This window comes from Paenarthrobacter sp. NPDC091711 (genome assembly GCF_044756605.1).
In the GTDB taxonomy this organism is placed as follows: domain Bacteria; phylum Actinomycetota; class Actinomycetes; order Actinomycetales; family Micrococcaceae; genus Arthrobacter.
The window spans coordinates 16879-40501 of the sequence record NZ_JBIVTF010000024.1; the positions used below are offsets into that span (position 1 = coordinate 16879).

16 protein-coding genes and 1 pseudogene are annotated in these 23623 nt (G+C 58.8%); 6 read left to right on the forward strand and 11 right to left on the reverse strand.

Features of this window, described 5'->3' with window-relative positions; all coding sequences use genetic code 11:
- The first annotated feature begins 171 nt into the window (after positions 1–171).
- The gene (locus ACIQH5_RS21560; protein ID WP_400407563.1) at positions 172–528 is read left to right on the forward strand and encodes a MerR family transcriptional regulator; all 357 of its coding nucleotides are present in this window, start codon (positions 172–174) and stop codon (positions 526–528) included.
- Positions 529–576: 48 nt separating this feature from the next.
- On the opposite strand, the gene ACIQH5_RS21565 is transcribed toward ACIQH5_RS21560, so the two are convergent.
- Complete coding sequence (locus ACIQH5_RS21565) at positions 577–2460, reverse strand: FG-GAP-like repeat-containing protein (RefSeq protein ID WP_400407526.1); 1884 nt, start codon at positions 2458–2460, stop codon at positions 577–579.
- A 321-nt stretch (positions 2461–2781) separates the two neighbouring features.
- On the opposite strand from ACIQH5_RS21565, the gene ACIQH5_RS21570 reads away from it, so the two are divergent.
- From ACIQH5_RS21570 to ACIQH5_RS21585, 4 genes are all read left to right on the forward strand, one after another.
- Entirely contained in the window at positions 2782–3951 is a 1170-nt protein-coding gene (locus ACIQH5_RS21570) for a glycosyltransferase family 4 protein (RefSeq protein WP_400407528.1), read from the forward strand.
- A complete protein-coding gene (locus ACIQH5_RS21575) occupies positions 3948–5333 on the forward strand; it encodes a UDP-glucose dehydrogenase family protein (RefSeq protein WP_400407530.1) in 1386 nt (461 codons plus the stop codon). The genes ACIQH5_RS21570 and ACIQH5_RS21575 overlap by 4 nt, the downstream gene beginning before the upstream one ends.
- A gap of 150 nt (positions 5334–5483) precedes the next feature.
- Positions 5484–5663, forward strand: coding sequence for a hypothetical protein (locus ACIQH5_RS21580; protein ID WP_400407532.1), 180 nt, complete (start codon positions 5484–5486; stop codon positions 5661–5663).
- 190 nt (positions 5664–5853) lie between these two features.
- Positions 5854–6180: a hypothetical protein gene (locus ACIQH5_RS21585; protein WP_400407534.1), complete on the forward strand. Its 327-nt coding sequence runs from the start codon at positions 5854–5856 to the stop codon at positions 6178–6180.
- A 467-nt stretch (positions 6181–6647) separates the two neighbouring features.
- Here ACIQH5_RS21585 and ACIQH5_RS21590 read toward each other — a convergent pair whose 3' ends face one another.
- The 4 genes and pseudogenes from ACIQH5_RS21590 to ACIQH5_RS21605 form a co-directional block, all read right to left on the reverse strand.
- On the reverse strand, positions 6648–7910 hold the full coding sequence (locus ACIQH5_RS21590; RefSeq protein ID WP_400407536.1) for an APC family permease: 1263 nt from the start codon (positions 7908–7910) through the stop codon (positions 6648–6650).
- An 82-nt stretch (positions 7911–7992) separates the two neighbouring features.
- Positions 7993–9285 (reverse strand): LuxR C-terminal-related transcriptional regulator, encoded by a 1293-nt coding sequence (locus tag ACIQH5_RS21595; RefSeq protein ID WP_400407565.1) that lies wholly within the window; start codon positions 9283–9285, stop codon positions 7993–7995.
- Between the two features lie 912 nt (positions 9286–10197).
- A pseudogene (locus tag ACIQH5_RS21600) lies at positions 10198–10587 on the reverse strand (AAA family ATPase); the annotation flags it as partial.
- A 353-nt stretch (positions 10588–10940) separates the two neighbouring features.
- On the reverse strand, positions 10941–11144 hold the full coding sequence (locus ACIQH5_RS21605; RefSeq protein ID WP_024819996.1) for a cold-shock protein: 204 nt from the start codon (positions 11142–11144) through the stop codon (positions 10941–10943).
- 309 nt (positions 11145–11453) lie between these two features.
- On the opposite strand from ACIQH5_RS21605, the gene ACIQH5_RS21610 reads away from it, so the two are divergent.
- Positions 11454–12698: a flavin-containing monooxygenase gene (locus ACIQH5_RS21610; protein ID WP_400407538.1), complete on the forward strand. Its 1245-nt coding sequence runs from the start codon at positions 11454–11456 to the stop codon at positions 12696–12698.
- A 19-nt stretch (positions 12699–12717) separates the two neighbouring features.
- Here ACIQH5_RS21610 and ACIQH5_RS21615 read toward each other — a convergent pair whose 3' ends face one another.
- From ACIQH5_RS21615 to ACIQH5_RS21640, 6 genes are all read right to left on the reverse strand, one after another.
- The gene (locus ACIQH5_RS21615) at positions 12718–12918 is read right to left on the reverse strand and encodes a hypothetical protein (RefSeq protein ID WP_400407540.1); all 201 of its coding nucleotides are present in this window, start codon (positions 12916–12918) and stop codon (positions 12718–12720) included.
- A 296-nt stretch (positions 12919–13214) separates the two neighbouring features.
- Positions 13215–14138, reverse strand: coding sequence for an APC family permease (locus ACIQH5_RS21620; protein WP_400407542.1), 924 nt, complete (start codon positions 14136–14138; stop codon positions 13215–13217).
- Between the two features lie 445 nt (positions 14139–14583).
- The gene (locus ACIQH5_RS21625) at positions 14584–15009 is read right to left on the reverse strand and encodes a very short patch repair endonuclease (protein WP_400407544.1); all 426 of its coding nucleotides are present in this window, start codon (positions 15007–15009) and stop codon (positions 14584–14586) included.
- Positions 15010–15105: 96 nt separating this feature from the next.
- Complete coding sequence (locus ACIQH5_RS21630; protein ID WP_400407546.1) at positions 15106–16476, reverse strand: DNA cytosine methyltransferase; 1371 nt, start codon at positions 16474–16476, stop codon at positions 15106–15108.
- 136 nt (positions 16477–16612) lie between these two features.
- Positions 16613–22192, reverse strand: coding sequence for a hypothetical protein (locus ACIQH5_RS21635; protein WP_400407548.1), 5580 nt, complete (start codon positions 22190–22192; stop codon positions 16613–16615).
- 8 nt (positions 22193–22200) lie between these two features.
- Positions 22201–23598: a hypothetical protein gene (locus tag ACIQH5_RS21640; protein WP_400407550.1), complete on the reverse strand. Its 1398-nt coding sequence runs from the start codon at positions 23596–23598 to the stop codon at positions 22201–22203.
- Between the last annotated feature and the right edge of the window lie 25 nt (positions 23599–23623).

Consider the following 23623-nt stretch of genomic DNA (forward strand, 5'->3'; position numbering starts at 1 on the left):
TATGGTGGCTGGTATAGATTTTTTATAGCACTGGTGGCAAAGTGGATGCAAGTAGTTTTCCGGAGGATTTTTGGAGAGGTTTGCATGGCGCGTTCGGACGGCGGGACTGCCGCTGAAGAGTACGACGGCGGTCTGGTGGCTTCTGGTGGGGACGGCACCTCTGGCGCGGGCCTGGGCGCGCGCGGCGTCTACGCGATCTCCGTCGCGGCCGAACTCGTAGGGACAGGCCAGCAAAACATCCGCCAGTACGAGCGCAAGGGGTTGCTCACCCCGGACAGGACCGACGGCGGCACTCGCCGATACAGCGAAAACGACCTCGCGACCCTACGCAGGATTGGAGCGTTGCTGGATGAGGGGCTGAATCTGGCTGGAGTGAAGCTGGTGCTTGAACTCGAGGCGGAGAACCGGGGATTGACGGAGGACAACAAAGGGCTGGCTGACGACAACCGCGGGCTACGGGAGGACAACCGGGGACTGCGGAAGGATCTGAAGCGGGCGCGGGGTGGGGCTAATCCGTCCGGTGCCTGAAGCGTGCACGTATCCGCTAAGCACCCCATGTGCACGATCAGCCACGGCTTAAAGAATCGCCGTCATCCCGCCCCACCCCGTGCCAACGCGGGAGGGCGTAGGCCACGCCGTTCCCCCGCTGCCGGCGTACAACCAAAGCTCGCCAGCAGCGTTCCGGGCGAGGATATCTGCGCGCCCGTCGCCGTCGAAGTCGCCCGGTCCAATCAGGGAGTTCATGACATTCCAGCCCTGGCCGATGACTCGCTGTGGCAGCCAGCCACCTGAGCCGTCGCCTGGGTAGAGCCACAGCACTCCGGCGGAGTCCCGGGCAGCAATGTCCGGGGTACCGTCGCTGTTGAAGTCGCCGACGCCCGTCATCTCGGACATAGTGTTCCAACCAGTTCCCACCTGAATAGCAGGCAACCAGCCGCCGGAACCGTTACCGCGATATATCCACAACACTCCCGAGACCGTCTGGGCTGCGACATCCACGAAGGTATCGCCGTCGAAATCTCCTACCGACTCGATCGCGTTCATCCCAGCCCAGCCTGTGCCCACCTGGACGCGGGGCAGCCAACCGCTGGAACCGTTGCCCGGGTACAGCCACAACAGACCGTCTCCATCACGGGCCAGGACATCGGCGTTCCCGTCGCCGTTGAAATCACCAGGGGCAACAAGGGCTGTCATGACATTCCAGCCCTGACCCACCTGAGCACGGGTGAGCCAACCACCCGATCCATCTCCCGGATAGAGCCACAGCACGCCCGAAGTCTCACGAGCCAACAGGTCGGTGTAGCCATCACCGTTGAAGTCGTTCTTGGCGGGCTGCTCTACTGACCCGTCGATTATCCGCACAGACGCGGTGCCGGAGCTGACCACGTACGCCGTGTTAGTGGAGGTGCTCACAGCGGCGGCGACTGGTTTGCTACCCGTGTAAACGGCGTAGCTGCTGTCACTCCGCCCGTCGATGACAAGAGTGCCACCACCGCTAGTGGGAGCGTAGGACTTGTTGCTCACCGGATTCACTGCGATCTCATTGACAGGCGTGGCGGTGCCGATGGTGGTGATTTCCGTGAAAGACGCTCCGTCGATGATCCTGACAAAGCCGTCCTCGTATTCGTCGTCAGCAGCGACGTAGACTTTGTTGGACGCCGTGTTCACGGACAGTTTCTCCACTTTCCTGGAGGATTCGAGAGTTCCCGTAATCTTGTCAGTCGCACCATCCCACGCGTAGATGTAGGCTCCGTACCTGCCTAATGTCGTGTAGTAGATCTTGTTCGTCACCTCGTTTACAACAACAGCGCGAACGAAGCCAGCACCGATGATGACTTCATCGACTACCGTGCCGCTGGTGTCAAGGACCCGAATTGTTCCACCGGAAAGAACGTAAGCCTTGCCGGTCACGGGATTCACAACAATGTCCTGGGCGCCCCTGAGCAGCGCCACGGAAGTCGTGGTGTTCGTGGCTCCGTCGATGATCGTGACGCCGGTTTCGACCCCCACATAGATCTTGTTGTTCGTTTCATTCACAGCCACGACGCCCGGCCCCGTGCCTACGGGAACAGAGGTGACGGCCTTGGTGGCTCCGTCAACAACAGCAACGGACCCGCCAATCTCGCTGACATAGATCTTGTTCGTCACAGAGTTCACGGCAACATCCACAGGTACATCACCCGAATACAAAGTACCGGCACCGGTCACTCCATGGATGACTGAGACGCCTTCGGCCGAGGCAACGTACGCCTTGTTTGTCACGGGGTTCACGGCAATGGCACCGGGTTTGTCGCCTACAGGAACAACGTGCGTCACCACATCAGCAACGGCAGGCAACGCGGTGGGAGCCAAGGTGCCCAACAACAGCGCCAACGCCATGCCGACGGCGGCCGACCGCACCGCTGCCCGGCGCCGTCGTCGTGATCCGAACGCGCGCGAACCATCCCCAGCAGCAAACATGGCAAGACCCCCCAGAAGTCATGACGCCCCAGTGCGTCGATGAGCCAGAGTCTACGCTCGCATCAAGACAAACTGGAGCCATCCCAGGAAAGAGCTCCGTCCTCAGAGGATCGCGGTCATGGCGGCCCGCGGGGCCGCCCCAACCCTCCGGTTATGCGTGGTGATATCCGCCTCTGCAGGCGATCCGAGCAGAAGCGAAAGTGCCGTTGCGGCCGCAAACTTCCCTCAGACAAAACAGGCCCCCACCTGTTAACCAACTCTTCCCCCACAAGCCACCCGTTCGAACCCGCCCCGCCAACCGCCGCGACCACCGTTGTAGGCGTGAGGATCGCAATCGTCGCCGAATCATTCCTGCCATTGATGAATGGGGTAACCCACTCCATACTGCGGGTGCTGGAGCATCTGCAGGAGCGCGGGGATGAGGTGATGGTGATCGCGCCGTCGACGTCGGACACTGATGTTTCGAGCGTCGAGAAGGGTGCGTATGTGCACCGGCTGCCTTCTGTGCCGCTGGCCGGTTACACGAATGTGCGGGTTGCGTTGGGTGGTGTGAATCGGGTCAAGCGAATCCTTGCCGATTTCTCCCCCGACGTCGTGCACCTCGCTTCCCCGTTCGTCCTCGGCTGGCGCGCCGTGCAGGCCGCCCATCAGCTGGGCATCCCCACAGCCGCGATCTACCAAACAGAGGTCCCCAGCTACGCCGCCCGGTACGGCGTGCCGTTCCTGGAGAACTGGGCTTGGAACCGCGTGGACAACATCCACCTCCTGGCCACCCGAACCCTTGTGCCGTCAACGTTCGCGCTGAACCAGTTGCGCGGACGCGGCATCTTGCGCGTGGACATGTGGCGTCGCGGTGTGGATACCGCGCGTTTCAATCCCGCTAAGCGTTCGACAGCGTGGCGCAGCTCCGTGGCGCCCGATGGTCACCGCATCATCGGCTACGTTGGCCGGCTCGCCGTTGAGAAGCAGGTTGAGGATCTCGCGGTGTTGGCCGATCTGCCGAACACGAAGCTGGTCATCGTGGGCGATGGCCCGCAGCGGGAAGCACTCCAAGCGGCTCTACCCAATGCCCACTTTGCCGGTTTCCTTGGCGGCGAGGCACTGGCCCAGGCTGTCGCGGGTTTCGACCTCTTCGTCCATCCCGGCGAGTTCGAAACGTTCTGCCAAACCATTCAGGAAGCCATGGCATCCGGCGTTCCCGTGGTGGCGACTGGCCGTGGCGGCCCCTTGGATCTCGTGGAGAATTCGCGCACGGGTTGGCTTTACGAACCCGGAAACCTTACCCAGTTGCGCGGTTACGTGCAGGACTTGATCGGCGACGACGCCAAGCGCCGCGCGTTCGCCTCGGCAGCAACAGCGTCGGTACAGGGCCGAACGTGGCCCGTGCTCAGCGCAGACTTGGTGCGCCATTACAACGAAGTCATCGCCGGCGTGCCCGTCGGAACATCCGGGCCCAGCGAGTTCACCTCAAGCAAAGGACCCTCCTCATGAAGATCTCCGTGATCGGTTGCGGCTACCTCGGCGCAGTCCATGCCGCGACGCTCGCTTCGATGGGCCACACCGTGGTGGGTATCGACGTCGATTCCGCCAAAGTTGAGCAGCTCAACAAGGCGCTGGCACCCTTCCACGAACCTGGCCTGGACGAGCTGCTCAAGGACGGTCGGACCACCGGCCGGCTCGTGTTCACCACGGACTTCGCTGCTGCCGCGGATGCGCAGGTCCATTTCCTGTGCGTTGGCACCCCGCAGTCCAAAACCTCTGACACGGCCGACCTCTCCTACCTGATGGGCGCCACGAAGAGCCTCCTGCCGCACCTGGCCAAGGGTGCCGCCGTCGTGGGTAAATCGACGGTGCCGGTAGGCACGGTGGAGACGCTTCGTGCCATCCTGGCCCGACGCTCGGACGTGCTGCTTGGCTGGAACCCGGAGTTTCTGCGTCAGGGTACGGCCGTGAAGGATTCTCTGGTGCCCGACCGCTTGGTGTACGGCGTCCCCGGCGGTAAGGGTGCCGCCGCGGGCGCTCCCGTTACCGCTGTGCTGGATGCGGTGTATGAGCCCCTCATCAGCGCCGGCATCCCGCGTCTGGTCTGCAATTTCGCGACGGCGGAGCTCATCAAGTCGGCGTCTAACGCGTTCCTCGCCACGAAGGTCAGCTTCATCAACGCGATGGCTCAGCTGTGCGACGCGTCGGGCGCTGACGTGAGTGAACTGAGCGAGGCGATGGGTCTGGATCCGCGCATCGGCAACCGCTACCTGCACGCCGGGCTCGGTTTCGGCGGTGGCTGCCTGCCGAAGGACATCAGGTCTTTCCGGGCGCAGGCACGCGAACTGTCGGTGCCGTCGGTGGATGAGTGGATGGCCCTGGTTGATTCGGTGAACCTGGACCAGCGTTCCCGTGCCGTGGAGGTGGCCCGCGAGATGTGCCGCGGTTTCCTGTCCGGGCGCACGGTGACCATCCTTGGCGCGGCGTTCAAACCCGACACCGACGACATCCGTGACTCCCCTGCCTTAGACGTCGCCCAACAACTCGCAGCAGCCGGCGCACACGTGACCGTCACCGACCCCAAAGCCATCAACAACGCCTGGATCCGCTACCCACAAATCCGCTTTGAGGCTTCCACCAAACGCGCCCTCGAAGGCGCCGAACTGGTGCTGCTGCTCACCGAATGGGACGAATACGTCTCGCTCTCGCCTGTAGATGCGGGAGCACTCGTACGACGACGGATGGTGCTGGACGCTCGGAACGTACTGGACGCTGAGGCTTGGCGGAGTGCGGGGTGGACGGTCCGCGGGCTGGGGACGGGTGCTTCGGTTGTTGATTCGGGGAGTGGCGAGGCGAAAGGCGCAGGCAGGACGAAGCACGCGGCGCACTAAGTCATAGAAGGCTTCTCCTCCCCCTGAAGTTCCGCAGAGTGTTATGGTCACTGGACGCGCCATCGCATCGGCGCATCTACAAGGGGGCAATACATTGAAAAAGGGTTCTATTCGCACGTCCAAAAACCGGCATTTTGGAAGCAAGTCTTCGTGGACGCCTGGCCGAAAAACATTGGGGCTCGTGGCCGTCACGTCGCTGCTGATGACAGCCACGGCGTGCGCACCGGGGGCACCAACAAGCGCCAGCTCTGTAACCAGTTCAAAGGCATCGCCTTCCGCAACTCCGTCTCCGACGCCCAGCAAAGTCGCTGGGACCGTCTGTACAACTGAGAAGGCCGCTCAGACTTCATCCGGTCAGACGTACATATGCACGGTCGACCAAGCTGGCAAGCTGACGTGGCTAGACTCTGCGAGCGCCAAGAAACTCTCGGATCAGCGGGCTGCGGAAGCTTCGGCGAAGGCGGCCGCTGAAAAGGCCGCGGCCGACAAACTAGTGGCCGAGAAGGCGGCAGCGGACAAAGTGGCCGCTGATCAAGCAGCGGCAGCTCAAGCGGCTGCCGAAAAGGCTGCAGCAGATGACGCAGCCGCAGCCAAGGCGGCCGCGGATGCCGCTGCAGCACAAGCCCCAGCCCAAGCCCAAGCGAAAGTAGTTCCGGCTGCTCCTCCTGCCCAGAGTGGTTGCGACCCCAACTACGCTGGAGCCTGCGTACCGATTGCCTCAGACGTAGACTGCGCGGGTGGCAGCGGTAACGGTCCGGCTTACGTGAAAGGCCCCGTTACGGTGATTGGCACGGACATCTACCAGCTTGATGGCAACGACAATGATGGGATCGGCTGCGAGAGGTAACCCTGAGTTGGAGCGGCCGCAGCGTCAAACGCTGCGGCCGTCCCAGCGGCTCTGCACGTCGAGTAGGAACTTGATGCCGGCGTCGGACAATCCCAGCCCATCCGAACCCCATTTCGTCGAACCCCAAAGCCTCAGACAGACCAAGCTGATAGACACCGCACCCTGAGCTGTGTCGCGAGCTTCACGCCCTCGAGTCCTTGGTTCGGGCTGCGCTCGACGGCTCGCCACCACCTAGGCGCTCCAGATAAGTACCTAATTTTGTTCCTCGCCACCCCTAATTCGCTTGTTTTCGCCACCTAGTCGCCGGTTTCGAACACCTAGACCCTGAAAACGCCCCATAGTCTCTTCTTGTGCCTCCGGGGCGGATATCCCGGTGTCCGGCGGGAGTCCCACCCGCCCTGGCGTTGGAGGCACTGCGGCGCGGCTCCACCTTCCACCCCCTGGTGGGGCCGTGCCTAGCCGGAACGTCAGCGGGTTGGACGGCTGAGGCGCAAACGCACCAACCGGTACACGATGCCCGCTGCGAACATCAGCACACCCAACCCGGCGGACACTGGCGGAAGGGTGGCAACAAGAACCAAGCAGGCAACCGCGCCCGCCACCTGCAGGAACTTCGGGTATCGGCGGTCCTGAGCCGGCTGGGTATAGGCGGCGACGTTGGCCACCAAGTAGTACAGCAGGACACCGAATGACGAGAATCCGATTGCTCCGCGAAGATCAGCCACAGCGATGATCACGCAGATCACCGCGGCGACGGCAATCTCGGCACGATGCGGGACCTTGTAGCGAGGGTGTACCGCCGAGAGCCAGTGGGGCAGGTCATGTTCCCGGGCCATGGCCAGGCTCGTCCTTCCGAGCCCTGCGATGAGTGCCAACAGCGCACCTAGGGAAGCCACGGCAGCACCGACGCGGACCACCGGCGCAGCCCAAGCCAAGGTACCCGCACTTACAGCATCGGCTAACGGCGTGGGCGTGGCAGCCACTCCATCGGGGCCGAGTGCCGCCAGCAAAGTAACGGCAATGACGGCGTAAATGAGGATGGTGATACCCAGGGCAATGCTGATCGCGCGCGGAATGGTGCGCCTGGGCTCGCGAACTTCCTCGCCCATTGTCGCGATCCTTGCGTAGCCGGCGAACGCGAAGAACAGTAGCCCTGCCGATTGCAGAATGCCGTACCAGCCGTGGGCCAACAGCCCGTCGCCCACGAGGCTGCCAAAGTCAGGGCCGGAGCCGCCCCACACCGCAGCGAGGGCAATGGCCAGGGCGGCAAGCACAGCTATCACCAGCACGCGGGTCAGCCCGGCAGTTCGGGTCACCCCGTGATAGTTCACGGCCGTCAGAACCACGACGGCGGCCATCGCCACCGGGCGCTCCCATCCTTGCGGTGCGGCGTAGGCGGCGAAGGTCATCGCCATGGCCGCTGCACTCGCGGTCTTGCCGATGACGAATCCCCAGCCTGCCAGGAACCCGGACCACGGGCCGAGCCGTTCTCGACCATATATGTAGGTGCCGCCGGAGGTCGGATAGGCGGCAGCGAGTTGGGCCGATGATGTGGCGTTGCAGAAGGCGACGAAGGCGGCCACCAGCAGCCCGATGAGCAGCCCTGATCCCGCGGCTGCCGCAGCCGGCGTGAAGGCAGCAAACACACCGGCACCGATCATGGACCCTAGCCCGATCAGCGATGCGTCGAACGTGCCTAGTCGGCGGGCCAAAGCCGGAGAGTTGCTCACTGAAACCCTTCGCACTGGGGAGCTGGGCGTAGACAGGAGTGACTGACGCCCGCGATTTGAGGTGAATCCACCCTATCTCGGCTCAGCGTGGCGAAAGTGAATTCCCCACGAGCATGAAGAGGCTAGTTCGGGACGTGGCTCCGGACTTACGCAATGCATTGGAGATGTGGTTCTCCACTGTCCTGGCGCTGATCCCCAGTTGTTCCGCGATTTCCACGTTGGTGTGGTGTCCGGCCAGGATCGCCACCTCAATCTCCCGTTCAGTGAGTGGCGTGGTTCTGAAGGAGTTGTAGGAGAGCTGCTCGTTTGCTGACGGGAATCGGACGGCGAAGACTGAGGAAGCCTGTGCCATGGCATCAGCTGCGGTGGCATCGCCGTCGATTACGTGACGTTTGAGAGCTCCCCTGAGCAGCATTCCAACCTGATATGTGTCGACGTCAGGTTCGTAGTGTTTGAGCAGAAGGCCAAGCAGCTTATGGTCCCCTTCCACCACCGCGGATGCGATGGCAAGGAGCTGGTCATGGACCGTCAAGCCACTCTCGCGCAGGATCTTCTGCAGGAGGTCCAGAACCGGCCGACCCGGGCAAAGGCACGTGCAAAGCAGCGCCGTCATCATGGCTTCGAGGACGTAGCCGCTCTTCAATTGCCGCCTGATGAGTTTGGTGGCTTTTCGATCGAATGCTGAGGGTTGCGTGCTGTTGTGGGCTACGAGCTCGTAAGCTCCCTTGCCGATGCCGGGAAGCGGCCCCACATCCGCCACTTCTGTTCGCGCCTGGGCGGCTATGGAGAGGGCAGGCAGCATGGCCGTTGTTGCGTGTCTGAGCCCCGCGAGCCTGAGCATTGCGTCGTAGAGCGAGTCGACCACGAAGCCCGGGCGACCCATCGCAAAGACGCTGCTCATGAGGTACTCCGCCTCTTCGAAGTGACCGCGGTAGAGCAGTCCCTGGGCGGCCACGTAGCTGCTGGTGATCACGCCGAATTGGTCCAGGTTCTTTCTTGCTTCGGTTCGCCAGTCCAGGGCAAGAACCAAGGATTCCTCCACCCGGCCGGCCGCGAACAATGCGAAACTGCGGATGAAAGGGCGGAGATGTGAGAAGGTATCGTCGTCACCCACGCCATCAACAGCTTCCAGGGCTGCTGCAGGCTTGAAACGGTAAAGCTCCAGCAACCCGTGGACCAATCTCCCCATTCCCGTATTAGGGCCTTCATAAGCCACAAACTCCCTAACGGTATCCAGTGGAACCCTGCTGTGGGAGGCGCTGAGGAACAATATGGCATCCTCCACTTCCGCACTCAAATTCGGGTTGTCCCCTGCGAACTTTTGGAGAATTCCGACGGCAGCGCTCGGGCCGCGTCCGGCGTGGATGGCAAGCATGGCCTCAGTGATGGTGACAAACAGGACGTCCCTGGGATCGGCGTCGAAGTTTGTTGTTTCGGCGCAGACGCGGCTGGCACGTTCCACGTCCAAGGGTGCGCCCCAGTAGATGCGAAGGAATGCCGCGGCGTTTGCCGTTGACTTGTTGGCCTGCCAGCGTTCAAAACGGATGCGTTCCCTGTCCGCATTGTGCTCATGGATTTGCCGGGAGGTAATAGCGTCGTCGCCCCCTTTCTCGAGTCGGAGCGATGACAGCACTCGCGAGAGCCCGTCCGAGGTCGCGCGCTCTTCCAGGATCTCGTGTGGAGCCGCCTCAAGGACGCCTGCGATCTTGCTGCGCAGCAGCTTGCGGTCCCGTAGATTCTTGCTCCCACGGAAGTAGTCGGCGATGACCGGCGGGCTGATAGCAGCTATTGAACCATTGTGTTGATCTGCCAGTACGGATAGGAAGCCTCTACGTTCCAGGCCCTCCAAGGCGTCCGCGTGAATGACCTTTCGAAGTATGTCCACCCGTGCCGTACCAAGAATCGCCATGATGTGCAGTGCTGTGAACTCGTCAGCACTCAATTCAGCCAGGAGTGCCTCGAGTGTGCCGCGTAGATGTTCGTTCCATAGGGTTTCGGCCGTCATGGTCCATTGCTTGTCCTTCATGATCAGAAGGTTGCTCAGTGAGGCGGTCTCGGCGATCCGTACTATGAGGCGCGGGTTGCCGGCGGATTTGGTGAGGATGCGGGCAGTTGTGTCTGCGTCGGCTGGGGCCCCGAGAACCTGTGCGATGAGGAAGTGGACCTGCTCATAGTGGAGCGGATCCAGTTGCAGATGCGCCTCCCGGCCGTTGTTCAGGACGGCCAACTGACCTCTGGAGAAAGACCATGTGTCGGGGGCCGTAGCCACCATAGGGCAATCCGACCTCCGCCTTACGGCCTCAAGAACAGCCAGGGATTCGCTGTCCACCAAGTGAAGATCGTCAACAACCAGCAAGTGTTTGCCGGCCTTGGACAGCTGGCTGGAGAACACGTCAGCGATATCAAACACACCGCTGCGTCCCGGCCTCACGTCCAGGCCGAGTCCTTTGATGGCCGCGTAGGGGATGGTTCTGTGCGTGCGGAGGCCACTGATGAAGTGCACGGAAACTCCGGCCTTCTCCAAGTTACTCATGACGCTGCGTAAGACCGTCGTTTTACCGCTACCCGGCGCCCCGACAACCCTCACTCCGATGCCGCGTGCAACGAAGTCCAGGATTCGTTGAACCTCTGAATCGAACACGCGACCTAGCCTTCTGTTTTTGTGGATGCCCGACATGCGGCTCACTTCGCAGGCTAGATCTTGAAAACAGGGCTAGGTGGCAAAACGGCCTTGCACAGACTGTTTTGGGGCACTCTAGGTGGTGATTTGGGCCAAATTAGGTGCTCGCAGGACTCGTCTAGGTGGCGGAGGCATTCAGAGGTTGACGGTTCCATGGGGGCTCCCTCAGCTCGGCGGGTGGATTACGTTCCACGCTACGGAGAGCTGGGGGCGAATTACATGGGTGTAATTCGCTATGTGGATATATGTTCTAAAGTTTTCAAACGCATTAGAAGATATGTTCCCAACGAGGGCAGACAAAAAAGCAGGACCGGTCAGTGACCGGCCCTGCTTCTAAGTTTATCCGAAGACTAGACAGCCTGGATGTTTACTGCCTGGGGACCCTTGGGGCCCTGCTCGACGTCGAAGGAAACCTTCTGGTTCTCTTCGAGGGAGCGGTAACCCGAGGAGTTGATCGCAGAGTAGTGAGCGAAAACGTCCTGGCTGCCATCTTCAGGAGAGATGAAGCCGAAGCCCTTTTCGGAGTTGAACCATTTTACGGTACCTGTAGCCATTTTTTCAGTCCTTACTGAAGGTGGAGATTGTCCCGACTTTCGGGTCTCCGGGTGTGGGGTGTTCTCCACAGTTACTTCAGAAAGTCACGATCCGGAAGGATCGTGGGGACTGCCTGAACTACCAAATGCCAAACACAACAACACCAACTAGTCTACAGAGATTTGAGCAGATGGCTAGTGCTGGGGAACATTTATCCATCGGATGTTGATCGATGTCCGTTTTAAGAGCACAAAGCGCCTCTGAATAGGTCCCGGATCCCACTCCGCTGCTGCCTGTTCTGGAAGCACTGCCAGGCGTAAAGTGCACCCATGGGACCGACCCCGGATACGGTCATCATCGGCGCAGGCCAGGCCGGCCTCACGACGAGCTACTGGCTCACGCAACTCGGCGTCGAGCATCAGATCCTGGATCGGCGCCATTCACTTGGCGGCGCATTCCAGGACCGCTGGGACAGCTTCTACATGAACACCCCAAACCTTGCCCTGGATCTCCCTGGAATGCCTTACGACGGCGACGACCGGGACGCGTTTATCTCCCGGGACGCTGTGGTGAACCTCTTCAGGCGGTACGCCGAACTGATCTCCGCTCCAGTACATACGGGTGTCGACGTGACCCGGTTGACCTCAGCACGGAACGGTGGCTTCAACCTTGAAACGTCGCTCGGAAACCTGCGGGCCCGGAAGGTGGTCCTCGCAACGGGTGCCTACCAAGTCCCCAAGGTCCCCGCCCTGGCCGCCAAGCTTCCCGCCGGCGTGACACAACTCCACACCCACGACTACCGCAGTCCGTCGCAGCTCCCAGCGGGGGCAGTGCTCATCGTCGGCACCGGCCAATCGGGCGGGCAGATTGCCGAGGAGCTGCACGCAGCCGGCCGCGAGGTCCATCTCTCCGTCTCCTTCGTTCCCGAAGCGCCCCGCCGATACCGCGGCCAAGACCTCATCTACTGGATGCTCGAAACCGGCAAACACGGCCCCGGCTACGGGGTCAATGCCCTCACCACCGAGGCGCTCCCCTCCCCCGCCCTTCGCTTCGCCCCCAATCCCCTGCTCTCCGGCATCGACGGCGGCCACAGCATCCACCTCCGCGAACTCGGCCGTCGCGGTATGCACCTGCACGGCCACGTTGAATCAATCGACGACGGCAACATCACCTTCAGCGACGACGTCCCTGAGCGTCTTGGAACAGTAGAGTCGATCTTCGCGCAACGCTCGGGAAGGGCAATTGATGCGTACATCGCGGCGGTAGCGATCGACGCACCGGAGCAGCAGCCTCCGCCGCCAGATGACTGGCTCCCCCAAGAACAAACAGAGCTGAACCTCGCCGGTGCGAACATCACGTCCGTCATTTGGGCAACCGGATTCAAGCTCGACTTCGGTTTCGTCGACCTACCGCTAGTCGACGAATGGGGCTACCCCAAACACACGCGCGGTGTCACTGTCATTCCGGGCTTGTACGTCGTGGGGCTGCCGTGGCTAACCCGTCACTACTCAGCGATCGTTGGCGGTGTTGGGCTGGACGCGGAGTACGTAGCAGGACGCGTTGCCACTGACTGATCAACGCGCCTTGAGCAGACTAGGCCCGGTCACGCATCTTTTCAGCGCCCTGCCGTCTCTCAAGAATCACCCAAGCAACCGTCGTCGGGGCCCCGATAAGCGCGAGGAGCGCCATACTCCAGAACGCGTCGATTACTTTTGTGAACTGCAGAGTCAAAATGGTCAGCAGCAGGACTGTTGCTGCAATATTCAAAACGCGGATCTTACGTGCAGTAGTCATTTGCAGAATCGTCCCCCTACGATGTCGTCCAAGAAGCCTAACGCCTCGTGTCCCAGGGGTGGCCGCAGTCCCGAAAGCTGGCCCCCAAGTAGTGTCTTATTGGACGAGGCGACGCGGCTGGCTCACGGTGACGCTTGGGCGTGGAGTCGACTCCGTCCTTGGCAGCTCCAGGATCATGCCGAGGCTTCCACACCAATTCTTCCCCGGCAAAGGTGACGGGCAAAGAAGAACGACGACGGCGACAGCGGGTGCGCTGTCACCGCCGCCGGAGACGTGGCTGGGTTGCGGGACGCTACCTAGGCTTCCTTGAGGTCCAGTTGGGGCGCTGGTTTCCGGAACCCTCGCGTCAGGACTGCCAGGTAGGCCAGTCCCGCGCCTGCCCAAATCAGACCGAAGGTGAACGACAAACCGCTCAGGCTGGTCCACAGCCAGATGGTGAGCACAAACCCGATGCCCGGAAGCACAAGGTTGTGGATCACGCCACGGGCGCCGCGGGCCTTTTGGTCGAAGTAGTAGTGCTTGATCACGGCCAAGTTGACCACTGAGAACGCCACCAGGGCACCGAAGCTGATCAGCGAGGAAATCGTCAGCAGGTCCAACACGAACGCCAGCAGAGACACGGCCGAGGTCAGGAGAATGGGCAACACGGGGGTGCTGAAGCGGGCGTGCAGCCGCCCCAGCGCTGCAGGGAACACCCCGCTGCGGCCCATCGAATGAATGATCCGCGAGACCGAAGCCTGGGAGGTCAACGCTGATCCGAGACTGCCGGCTATGTAGGCGGCCGTGAAGAAGGCCACCAACAACTCGCCGCCAGCTGCGCCAATGACCTCGATGGCAGCCGAGTCCACGTCGTTGAAGGTGCTGACGGGGAGAACCAGATGGCTAATGTATGCGAGTCCCAGGAAGATCAGGCCGGCAAGAATCGTGGTGATCATGATGGCGCGGGGCAGATACCGCTTCGGGTCCTTTGTTTCCTCCGTAAAAGTTGAGACGGCGTCGAACCCCAAGTAGGAGAGGCAGAGGATGGCGGAGCCTGCGAAGACGGGCGAAAGTCCCTCGGCACCTTCGGCCCCAGTGAAGGGCGCCAACAAATCAATGTTGCCAGTTCCGGTGATAGAGGAAAGCCCCAAGGCCACAAACAATACGATGAAGAGTGCTTGGAGACCCACCACCACAAAGTTGGCCTTCGCAATCGCAGGAATGCCCGTGATGTTCAGCATGGGCAACAGCCACGATCGAGGATCACGCACACACACGACAGCACAGCCGGGCAGGCCGCGTTCATATAGATGCCGATCAGCAGGTAGTTTGATAATCGGCGGCAGTAGGTAGTCCAGCAGGAGTGGCCACCCGGCCATGAAGCCAGGGCCCGGCAGAAGGATCGGGTCAGTCAGGAGTACGCGGATTTCCCGAAATGGGAGAGCCTACAGCATTCGGCCCTACGACCGGCTATAACAATATGACCAACAGGGTCTAAGCATAGACAGCCTATAGATGCTCGCCGGCAAGTTTCACGGCGACGTCGTAGGTGCGGAAGGTAGTGAACGGCACCCTCTAGACCAAACCCAACACGAACAGTAATGGAACGCCGACAACACGGTGCGACCCTAAGGAAGGCGATTGGCGGATGCCAGCCCCACAGGCTTCCCCCTACCGATTTATCAGTTAGCTCATTAGCCTAGGAGTTCCAAGGAACTCCCGCGCTTTAGTCAAAGCAAAACTGTCAGCAACCAGTTCGCATTCCCAAACGTCGAGATAGGTCCAACCCATCGCAAGTAGCTGCGTGCGCTGGAGCCTGTCTCGGTCCTGATTGCGATTTCGCTTGTCCCTCCAGAACTCCGTATTGGATTTAGGCAAGCGCGTGCCAACTGGGCAGTCATGCCCATGCCAGAAGCAGCCATTGACGAAGATCACCTTCTGCCGCGCCACGAAGACGAGGTCCGGGCGGCCAGGCAACGAGTTGTCGTGCAGGCGATATCGATAGCCAACAGCGTGTAACGCCCGCCGTAGCGCAAGCTCCGGCTTCGTGTTCTTCGACCGGATCTTGGCCATATGGACACTTCGCTGGGCCGCGGTCATAAAGTCCGCCATGAAGCTATTTTAGCTGTCACTATCGAGCGCAGCTTGTCCGACGCGCGCCAGCGAGGATGGTTCAGGACGGGACCCCGTAGGCTGGCGGTTCACTCTCTACCTCGACAAGATAGCATTCATCCTTCGGCCGACGGCCAGCGCCAACCATGGCGAAACAGCATTTCCCACCTGAGAATACTGTGGCACTTCGAAGCGACGACGATCAGAACCTGTGGTTTCCTTACCAAGAAACTCGAAGTCGTCAGGGAAGCCTTGGAATCGTGCCATCTCTCTCACGGTAAATATTCGCGGCTCCAATGGATGAACATAATCGTCAGGAAGCGTAACTACCGTTCTTGCGGGCTGGCGCCATGGAAGGACTTTCTGCGAGTGCTTCTTCGTCGATAGGCTAACTGCCAGGTCCACCAAAGCGTCAAGTGATGCGGCAAGTACGCTTCCATCAGGTGATATAGCCGGAAGCGGCGCGAGAGAAAGCCGATCCTTCAACAGAATCCGAGATTCGGCGTCAGGGAGACGGGCGGCGTGGCTCAGCAAACGTTGGTCGAGGCCGCTACGAGATAGGTACTGGTAAAAGCGGAACCTCTGGACCGTGCGCTCAGCATGTCGACGGTACACATGGTTTGGAACAACGCCCATGGTCTGTCGCCGTCGAAACGCAGCTGAAAGCTCCCGAACGTAGGGGCCGTAAGAAGCATCTACAGCTATAGCCTCGCCTACTGAGGCGAGGTCGGCCACCGCATCCGCTACGGTAGACACCTCCGATGAGAGAACAGTCGGAAGCGGCGCCAGTTTAGGGACTTCATTCTCGGCTACGCGATCCAAAAATGTCGAACGCCAAGTTACGTCAGAGGAGGAGATCCCTCGGGCCGTTGCGAGATCCGCCCGAAGCGCCAGAATCATCAATCGAGGCCTGTTTTGGGGAGCACCGTAGTGAACAGCATTTACGTGTACGCCCTGAACTACGTACCCCTGCCCTGTCTCAGCTAACGCCTGTTGGAGCTGGATAAAGGAGGAGTCCTCGCCAGCAGCGAAGCTTCGATCCATGCCAACAACGTTTTCGATGACGACGGCTCGTGGATTAGTGCCTCCGACAAACTCCAGATACTGCCACGGGAGCTTGTTGCGCACATCCGCTGGGTTTCTCCTCCCGGCTAGAGAGAACCCTTGACACGGAGGACCACCCACGACCAAATCGAGTTCTTGATCGCGAAGGTCTCGCATGGCAGCGTCATTTTCAAGCAGAACGCTAAGTTCCTTGACGAGTAGCCTCGATGAGATCTGGTCTGCCTCGTCGGACGCCACATACGCCCGCCATCGACGCGAATCGGAGGAATCCCCGATCAGGTTGTGACGAAACGTACGAGCCGCCATGTCGGATTTCTCCACAGCCAACACCAGCTTGCCACCAGCACGTTCGATGCCCAGGGAGAGCCCCCCGCAGCCGGAAAACAGGTCAACGTATTTCATAAGGCTCCCATTCTCTCCCACATACGGCTATGCCACCGACACTAAGGTCCCCGTTGGTAACAACCCAGCAGGATGGAAGCGAGCCAAAATGCCCGGCTAGCTTCCACAACTGTTGGTCATGTCCGGCCGATCCCTACTAGTCCAACAGCCGGTAGAACGGTACTTCCTCAATGAATCTCCCTGGAAAGTTGAGCGAGCTGTATAGCGCGTGGTGCACTTTCTGCGTCGAAATCTTCCCAGCTACGTCCGCGGTAATATTTGGCAATCCAAGCTGTTGCAATTCCTTCAACGTAACTGAAGGCACTTTGTGTATAAACCACGTCAAAAGAGGTTGCCCATAGTTTCTCCCATCTTTCTTAAAGTGTTCCAAGTATTGCGAAGCAAGAATGACACCAAATCCAAATTCGCGACCTTGGAGCATGAGATTCATGAGGACGGGAAAGTTGTACTTCATGATGTTCACCGCCTCATCCACAAGGAGGAATGAATTCAATCGCCTCAGCTTTGGATTTCCATCTGAAAATGGCCACTTCGTAGCATTCAGCATGTAATCATAATAAAGATTCAGGAACAATACCACTAGAGCATTCTTACCATTATCATCGGTTCCAAATTCATTCAGTGCTACAACGATAACATTGTCATCAATCATTTCCTCGAATGAAATCATTTCACTGACTTCATCGCTAAAGATTTCTCCGAGGATAAAAGGTTTCAAAATAGATGTCACCGCATCTGGCTTTTGATCTTCACTGTATTCACTTAAAACTTCAGCCAGCGTGGGAGGATTGCCACCCTTTCGTTTGTAAAGATTCACAATTGCCGTAACCAGACGATCCGTCTGGACTGGACCAATGTTCCCATAAATTTTGTCAAGGACATCAGCGAATTGTTGTGCACGTTGATATGCGGCAAGTGGCGTGTATCCGTCACGAAGCGCAAAAATATTGATTGGAATTCGATATGGCCGCAGAATTTTTCCACCTACAGCACTGAGAAAGTCATCTGACTGAAAATCTCTTTTGTAGTCGAAGACTAGCAATGACACAGGGGTCTCCTGCTTCTTCCTTCCACCTTCCCTCAACTGATAGACGAGCGCCTTTAGTAGTTGGGTCTTGCCGGTCCCCAAATCTCCGACAACTCCAATGTTCATTTGGTTTAGTTCAACGTTACTCGGCCAATATTCTGCTTCCGAGTCACCGAGCGTGCCTAGAACCTTGCCCACACTGAAATGAACACCATCACCACGTATCCCATTAATGAAATCACCGGCGCCAGACGTCTCCAGATTCGAGTCCTCGCTAGTGAGGTTAACGCTTTCTGCTATTGGCGTTGATTCTTGGCCAGCATCGTCTATGGGCAACGTCAATTCTTGCGCCTTGATTCCGTCGACGGTCACAGCAGCCGGGACTCCATCGTCGGCCCGGGAGTGGGCGCCCGGCTCGAAGGGGTGCTCAGCGAGAGCCACTAACGGTTGGACCGACTCCCCTTGATATTTACGTATATCTTCTACGTCTGTTGCCGCACTGGCTTCATGCTTGTAATCGACAGGATTGGTAAGCGCCCATCGAACTAGCTTGCCCCATTCCTTAACGAAATCGCTATTGGGATCCTGAACTTCCTTAAAGGCGTGGCCCACGTTGGCACTCAGAAGTCCAAAGCCGCCCTGGGAAGTCATAGTAGATTCCCCCGGAGACCGAATGGCATTAAACAAGCTTCCATCCGCGCTGGTAGCTTCATGTTTGAAGTAGCACACCAACGGCTGACCAGCACGGATTTCGTGCTTTCCATTGATCAGGCTATCCAGACGTCGAGCTAGTACTTCCGGTTCAGCACTTCCACCCGGTCTCAAACGAATAGCAGCCTCAATTAGGGCTCCAAAGCCGTTGAACCATAAAGCCTTATCTTCAGAAGTTCCGTGCGAGGCAATATAACGGGAATTATCCGAGACGCTGGCCAGCAATTCCGACGTAGCGCGTACCTGCTCCAGTGGTTCACTCATAGCCGAATCTGTCGGTCCAGGCAAGTTGCCGCTCGGATCTTCGGCGCCCAGACCATAGAATTTGATCTCTATTGGGGAGAGAGTGATTTCAGAATCGCTTAGTCGAAGGATAAGAAGGTCTGCGCGGCGGAGTTGAGCACCATGGTTTCTACCGCGAGCAAGAGCTCGAAGGAAATTATCGCAGGCATCAATGGGTAGGACATATGTGTTGTCAGAATCTTCATCAATTTGATTCATGAGCGCGAAGGCAAGATAAAAGCCTAATGCCCCGGACGCATGTGTACCGCCCATTGACAGTAGAGATGAGAGTCCAACCCCGCGCGCTCCCAGTTGCCCCAAGAGATCATCAAGCGCCTCATCTGAAACGGTGGCACTTTGAGCCTTAGACAGCAACTTTCGGATTTGCGCGCGAAAACTTCCAGGAACTCTGGCAACAGACACGAAAGGCCGGCGCTCCAATAATGGCACGTCGTCCGACGCATCAAGGAAGGGAGGCCGCCACTCCCAAAGCATCTGATTTCCACCGCTCGAGTGCTGAACTATTTCCGCCATGGCACTCGGGTTCATGAGTGCCTCTCCTGAAACGGTCCAATCTGCGGATTCATTTACCAGATTAGCCTTGAACAATTTGGAGACGATTTGGGGGCTGCTTGCGGTCCCTTCGATCAGGCGAAGTGCTCTTGAAAATGGTTCCCATCCAACCTCAGGACGGAATGTGGGGTGCGACGTAGACGACACCTTGGACTCGCCTTTTCCAGCCACGGCTTCGAAGCGACGCAAGGGAACATCGCCAAGTACGCCCAAGTTTCGCCCCTGACCCGATTGCACTTCTACGTGGACGCCAGCATCCTGAAGGATCCGAACATTGCACCGCTTCATGTTTGAGGTGTCCGGCGTATATCGCGACCAAGTCAAAGGCACTCCTTGAGCTGAGCGGACTAGACTGGCCATCTGTTCCCGGGGCGGTTCTCCTGATCTTCGGTTAGAATCCCATATTCTGGCGCCCCCAATTAGCGGTACATCAACTCGGCCAGTCCAGGCTTCAATCTCTTTCAGAACAACTTCATCCACCTCGTGCAGACGGGTGGCTTCTGACACGGCCGACAGGTCGACAGTCAGCGTAGACACATGCGGATTCATTTTGCGATAGCTACGCAGGGCCGCCGCAACAGCGGTTGCATTCAACCCACTGGCGGCACTTCCAGGGGCTGGTCGGTCTCCCACCCGGTCTGGGGCCTCTAGTGGTTCTGGTCCTTCAATTGAAGCGCGAACCAGCATAGACCAACCGAGAAACAGCTGCTCGTCTCCCGTTTCCACCGGGACTGCAAGCATCCGGCCGCTCGACATCTCCTTTGGGCCTATAAGCGGAAAATTCCAACCTTCCACAGTGCCCGCGAGGTGTTCCGCCCACTCGGAGCTCCACAACGCCGATTCGACCCCAGCCAGCCAAGCCAAGCGCACAGGGTGGAGGGGACTCAAGAGGACAGCGGAACACTTGGCTGCAGGTTCAGTAGCCCACGCGCTGATGCTGAATGGATAAGTGGCCCAAAAAACACCAGCAGGATCGCCGAACCATCTGGCTTTCTCAACCAAGTCTGAGTACGTGCTGAGGTATCGGGCCAACCGGTCCTCGCGGTGCTCCCAAAGATCACGCCAGGAAGTTTTAGAGGGCCACTCCACGTAGATGGCTCCGTCCGTGTCTCGGGTCGTCATGGCACCCAGAACATCCAGCTCGCTAAAGGCTGCCCGGAACTGTTCGGCCTCGGTTGAACGAAGTATCTCGTCCGGCACCTTGAAGTCAGTGATATTGGCCCATGTGCCGGCCATCGAGTCATTCATGAGCAGACCGTTCATTGGGCTCAAATCCTCGAGCGGGAAAGCCTTGTCGGTTGGAGTCACCACGTGTCCCATTGACAACGTCCAGTTGTCGCTGGGTAGTTCCTTGACAAGCAAACTCTCATAAAGGCCGCGGATGGAATGGACCGAAGCATAGGTCGGCTTGTCCTTCGCTACCCTGTCTCTGTGTACGGCAGCTACGATCGGTGACTGCGGTGCATCACGGCCCTCTGCCGAACGAAGTTCGTAGGTGGTCTCACCTACAAGTATGTTGGCCAGACTGGCCGGGCCCGCGTCTATTGCGAAAATGCCCTCGCGCCCGTTGAGTTTCGGTATCTCTGTCCCTTCGTATAGCGGGCGGGGTGAGTCTCCGACGCCCCAAGCTATGTAACGATATCGAGAGACCCGCCCATCCATTGTTACTCCCACAATCCCGCCGTGAGGGTCTGATCCGACATACTTTGGCTTGCCGCTAGCCCCTTTCGCCTTTAGCGCCATATGCAGGATCCCCACGGCGTTGCTGGCAGCGAGGAACACGTCGAAGCTCAACGAGGCGCTGACCTTGCCCGCAAATGTGTCGTCTGCCGGCAGACTCAGGTCGAAGTGGATTGTTCTCGACGGCACTTGCGAGCCTGCACGGTAGACGTGGCCCACTGCCCAGAGCGCCCCGGATGGATCTACAGTGAGGGCACCGGACCAGTGTGTTTTCGAACTCTTCGTAGTGAATGTGATTCGGGAGCTCTCGACGTCGGTATGTGAGGCACCGCCAAGAACGGGAATACGAAGTCGAATTTCCTCAGAAAGGAAGCCGTTAGCCTCAGCGTCGAAGTCGGCCAGAGCAACAGAGACCGCCCCAGAGTCGCTGGGACCAGTTGTCGTTAATGGTCGTCCAGCATTGTCCATGACCTCGAGGCTCGCGTTTGCTAGATCAAGGCCGAAGGGTGCGGTAAATTCACTTTCGTATAAAGTACTTATCGCTTCTGTGAGGTCGTGACCGTCCGGGGAATAGCTCGCTAGCGCGACCGCCTGATTGTCGTCAGCGGCCAGCTGCCGATTGAAGTCCGACCAGTCAATGTTCTCAAGACTGTGATGCTCAGCGTCAACTCCGGCAATATTTCCTAATGCTTTTGTCGTCATGGCAATTGTGGACTCATCGGCCCAAAAAGCCTGCATCGCCTCAACAATCTTTCCGGGTGATGTTTTCAACGGCCCAGAGGTATTCGGTCGGGGCATTCTAAAGGCGGCGTAGGTATATCGGTCGAAAACATCATTAATGGACAGGTGCGGAGCTGTGACCTTCATTTCAGCGATCTTCTCAACAAGTCGCGTGAGACCGACCCCAACGTGCCGGAACCAGTACGTGTTCCAGCTTTCTGTGCCCTGACGGAGTTCTCTATGTACTGAGGACAAAAGGGAGAAGCATTCAGAGAGCCGATGGCTGGCGGCATCACGATCCCAACCAACATCACCGATCCCTGTTGTCGCCGCGATCTCGGCAATGGCAGCTTGGGCAACGGATTCCGGTGAAACTTCCTGGGTAGCCCCCTCAGGAAAGTTCTGCCCCAGCACCTCGCGGAAGGCTTGCACGAAGGATGCCAGATCAGGGTGCTTTCCACTGACTACCGCTAATCGATCTCCTTGACGGTACTTGATGGCATTTTGAGGAGAAACCCTGATGCACAGGTCATCTGTCAAGTCCTCAGGCCCTGCAGACACCAAAATGGCATAAGGAGGCGTGGCGGGCCGAAGTTCATTTGCCTTGCGCACGATAGCGGCCGCCGTGGCATCGTCAATGCCTTCGGGCAAGTATGCCGCCGTTAGCGTGTCCAGCGATGACAAGCAGCGTCCAAGTACTGAACCAAACAATTCCAACTCCACGATGTCTCCTAGAACGCACTTTCGATGATGACGCCCCGGTCAGCGTCGGCACTGCCCCGGGCCAAGCCCGCCTTCTCAAGAAGCTGTATTAGGTCGCCGGCCTCCGGTCTCAAACCGAGTTCTTGTAGGTTCAGCATTAGAGTTGCCACGTCTGAGGTCTTCCCTGGTCCAGAACATGAAAGGCTGGCAACAACCGCCATCCACTCTGTGCCAGGCTGCACCGTGAGGAAACGTCCGTTCGATCGCAGAAGTCCGTAGTAATCAGCAAACGGACCGCTGGCTTCGCGAGTCAGAAGAGCGTATCTAACGGCTTCCCAGGTATTGACAGAAGACCGCTCTTTGCTTCCGAGTGCCGACGTTACGGACCTAACGAGTTGTGCATCCCCTGACATCTCATTGAATGCATTCTCGAACTCCTGATTGCCATTCTGGTTCTCCGCAAGCCACCCTTCCAACAGGGTTCGAATTTTTGACCCCCGATGGACGCGCCACGACAGCAATGGGGCCACATCTCTGACCGCAATTGAAGATCTGCTCGACTTCCACGGGAGAATCTCCGGGACCTGCTCTTTGACTTCGTGCCACGAAGCTGGAGTTCCGCTGAGGATCCGGCGGCCTAACGTCTCGTACCAAGCCGCTTCCCAAAGAAAGCCTTGCCCTAAGGCGAGCCGCAAAACCGTAGTTGCCCAGTCCACCCAAACTCTTGAGGGTAGGGCCTTTACCCACTCGTCGCTAGTCAGTTTCACCCAGGTTCTTGTAAACCATGAATACGGTGTGCCTTCGAGCAATCCTCTGCGATCCCAGTCCGACGAGAGCTGTCGCTCAGAACTCCCATTTTCCTCACGTTCTGTGTACCCAAGGTCCAGAAGAGCGGTTTTAGTAGCTTTATCAATCGCGGAAAGAAGGGGATCGATCTCACATCTCTTCTTCGCCGCGTTGAGCCATAGTCGCGAAGCCGTGGTCGAGATCGAGTCGTCCGTAAGACCTAGTCGGAATAGCGTTTCGAGAATGCCGGCGAGATCGGGTGGGTTCTTCGTACGTTGAAAGCCGCGCATGTCCTGCAGCAGCGCGAACGCGGGCGTAACAGGGCTAGCTGCTTGGCTCTTACTCTTTTCTGCCTGAACGCCGGCCACACTGTTCAACACGGCAGATGCAAGATCGCTTTCATTTTTTGCATTAGTAGCGAGCCCGTGGACAACGAGTTGGTGGCCGTATTCCAGAAGATTTTCACCTTCAGGAGCCGTCGAACGGATCTTCAGAGTAGTTGTTCCAGTCGTTTCCGATCGGAACATGTAGCCCACGGGAACACCGTCTTCCGCAATTTTTTTCGAACGATGATCGTACATGGTCCACGCCATCGACGAAATGAAGGCTTCCGGCACCGAAACATATTGCGGCCGGTTCAAAGGAAGTATAATACTGCCAACCATA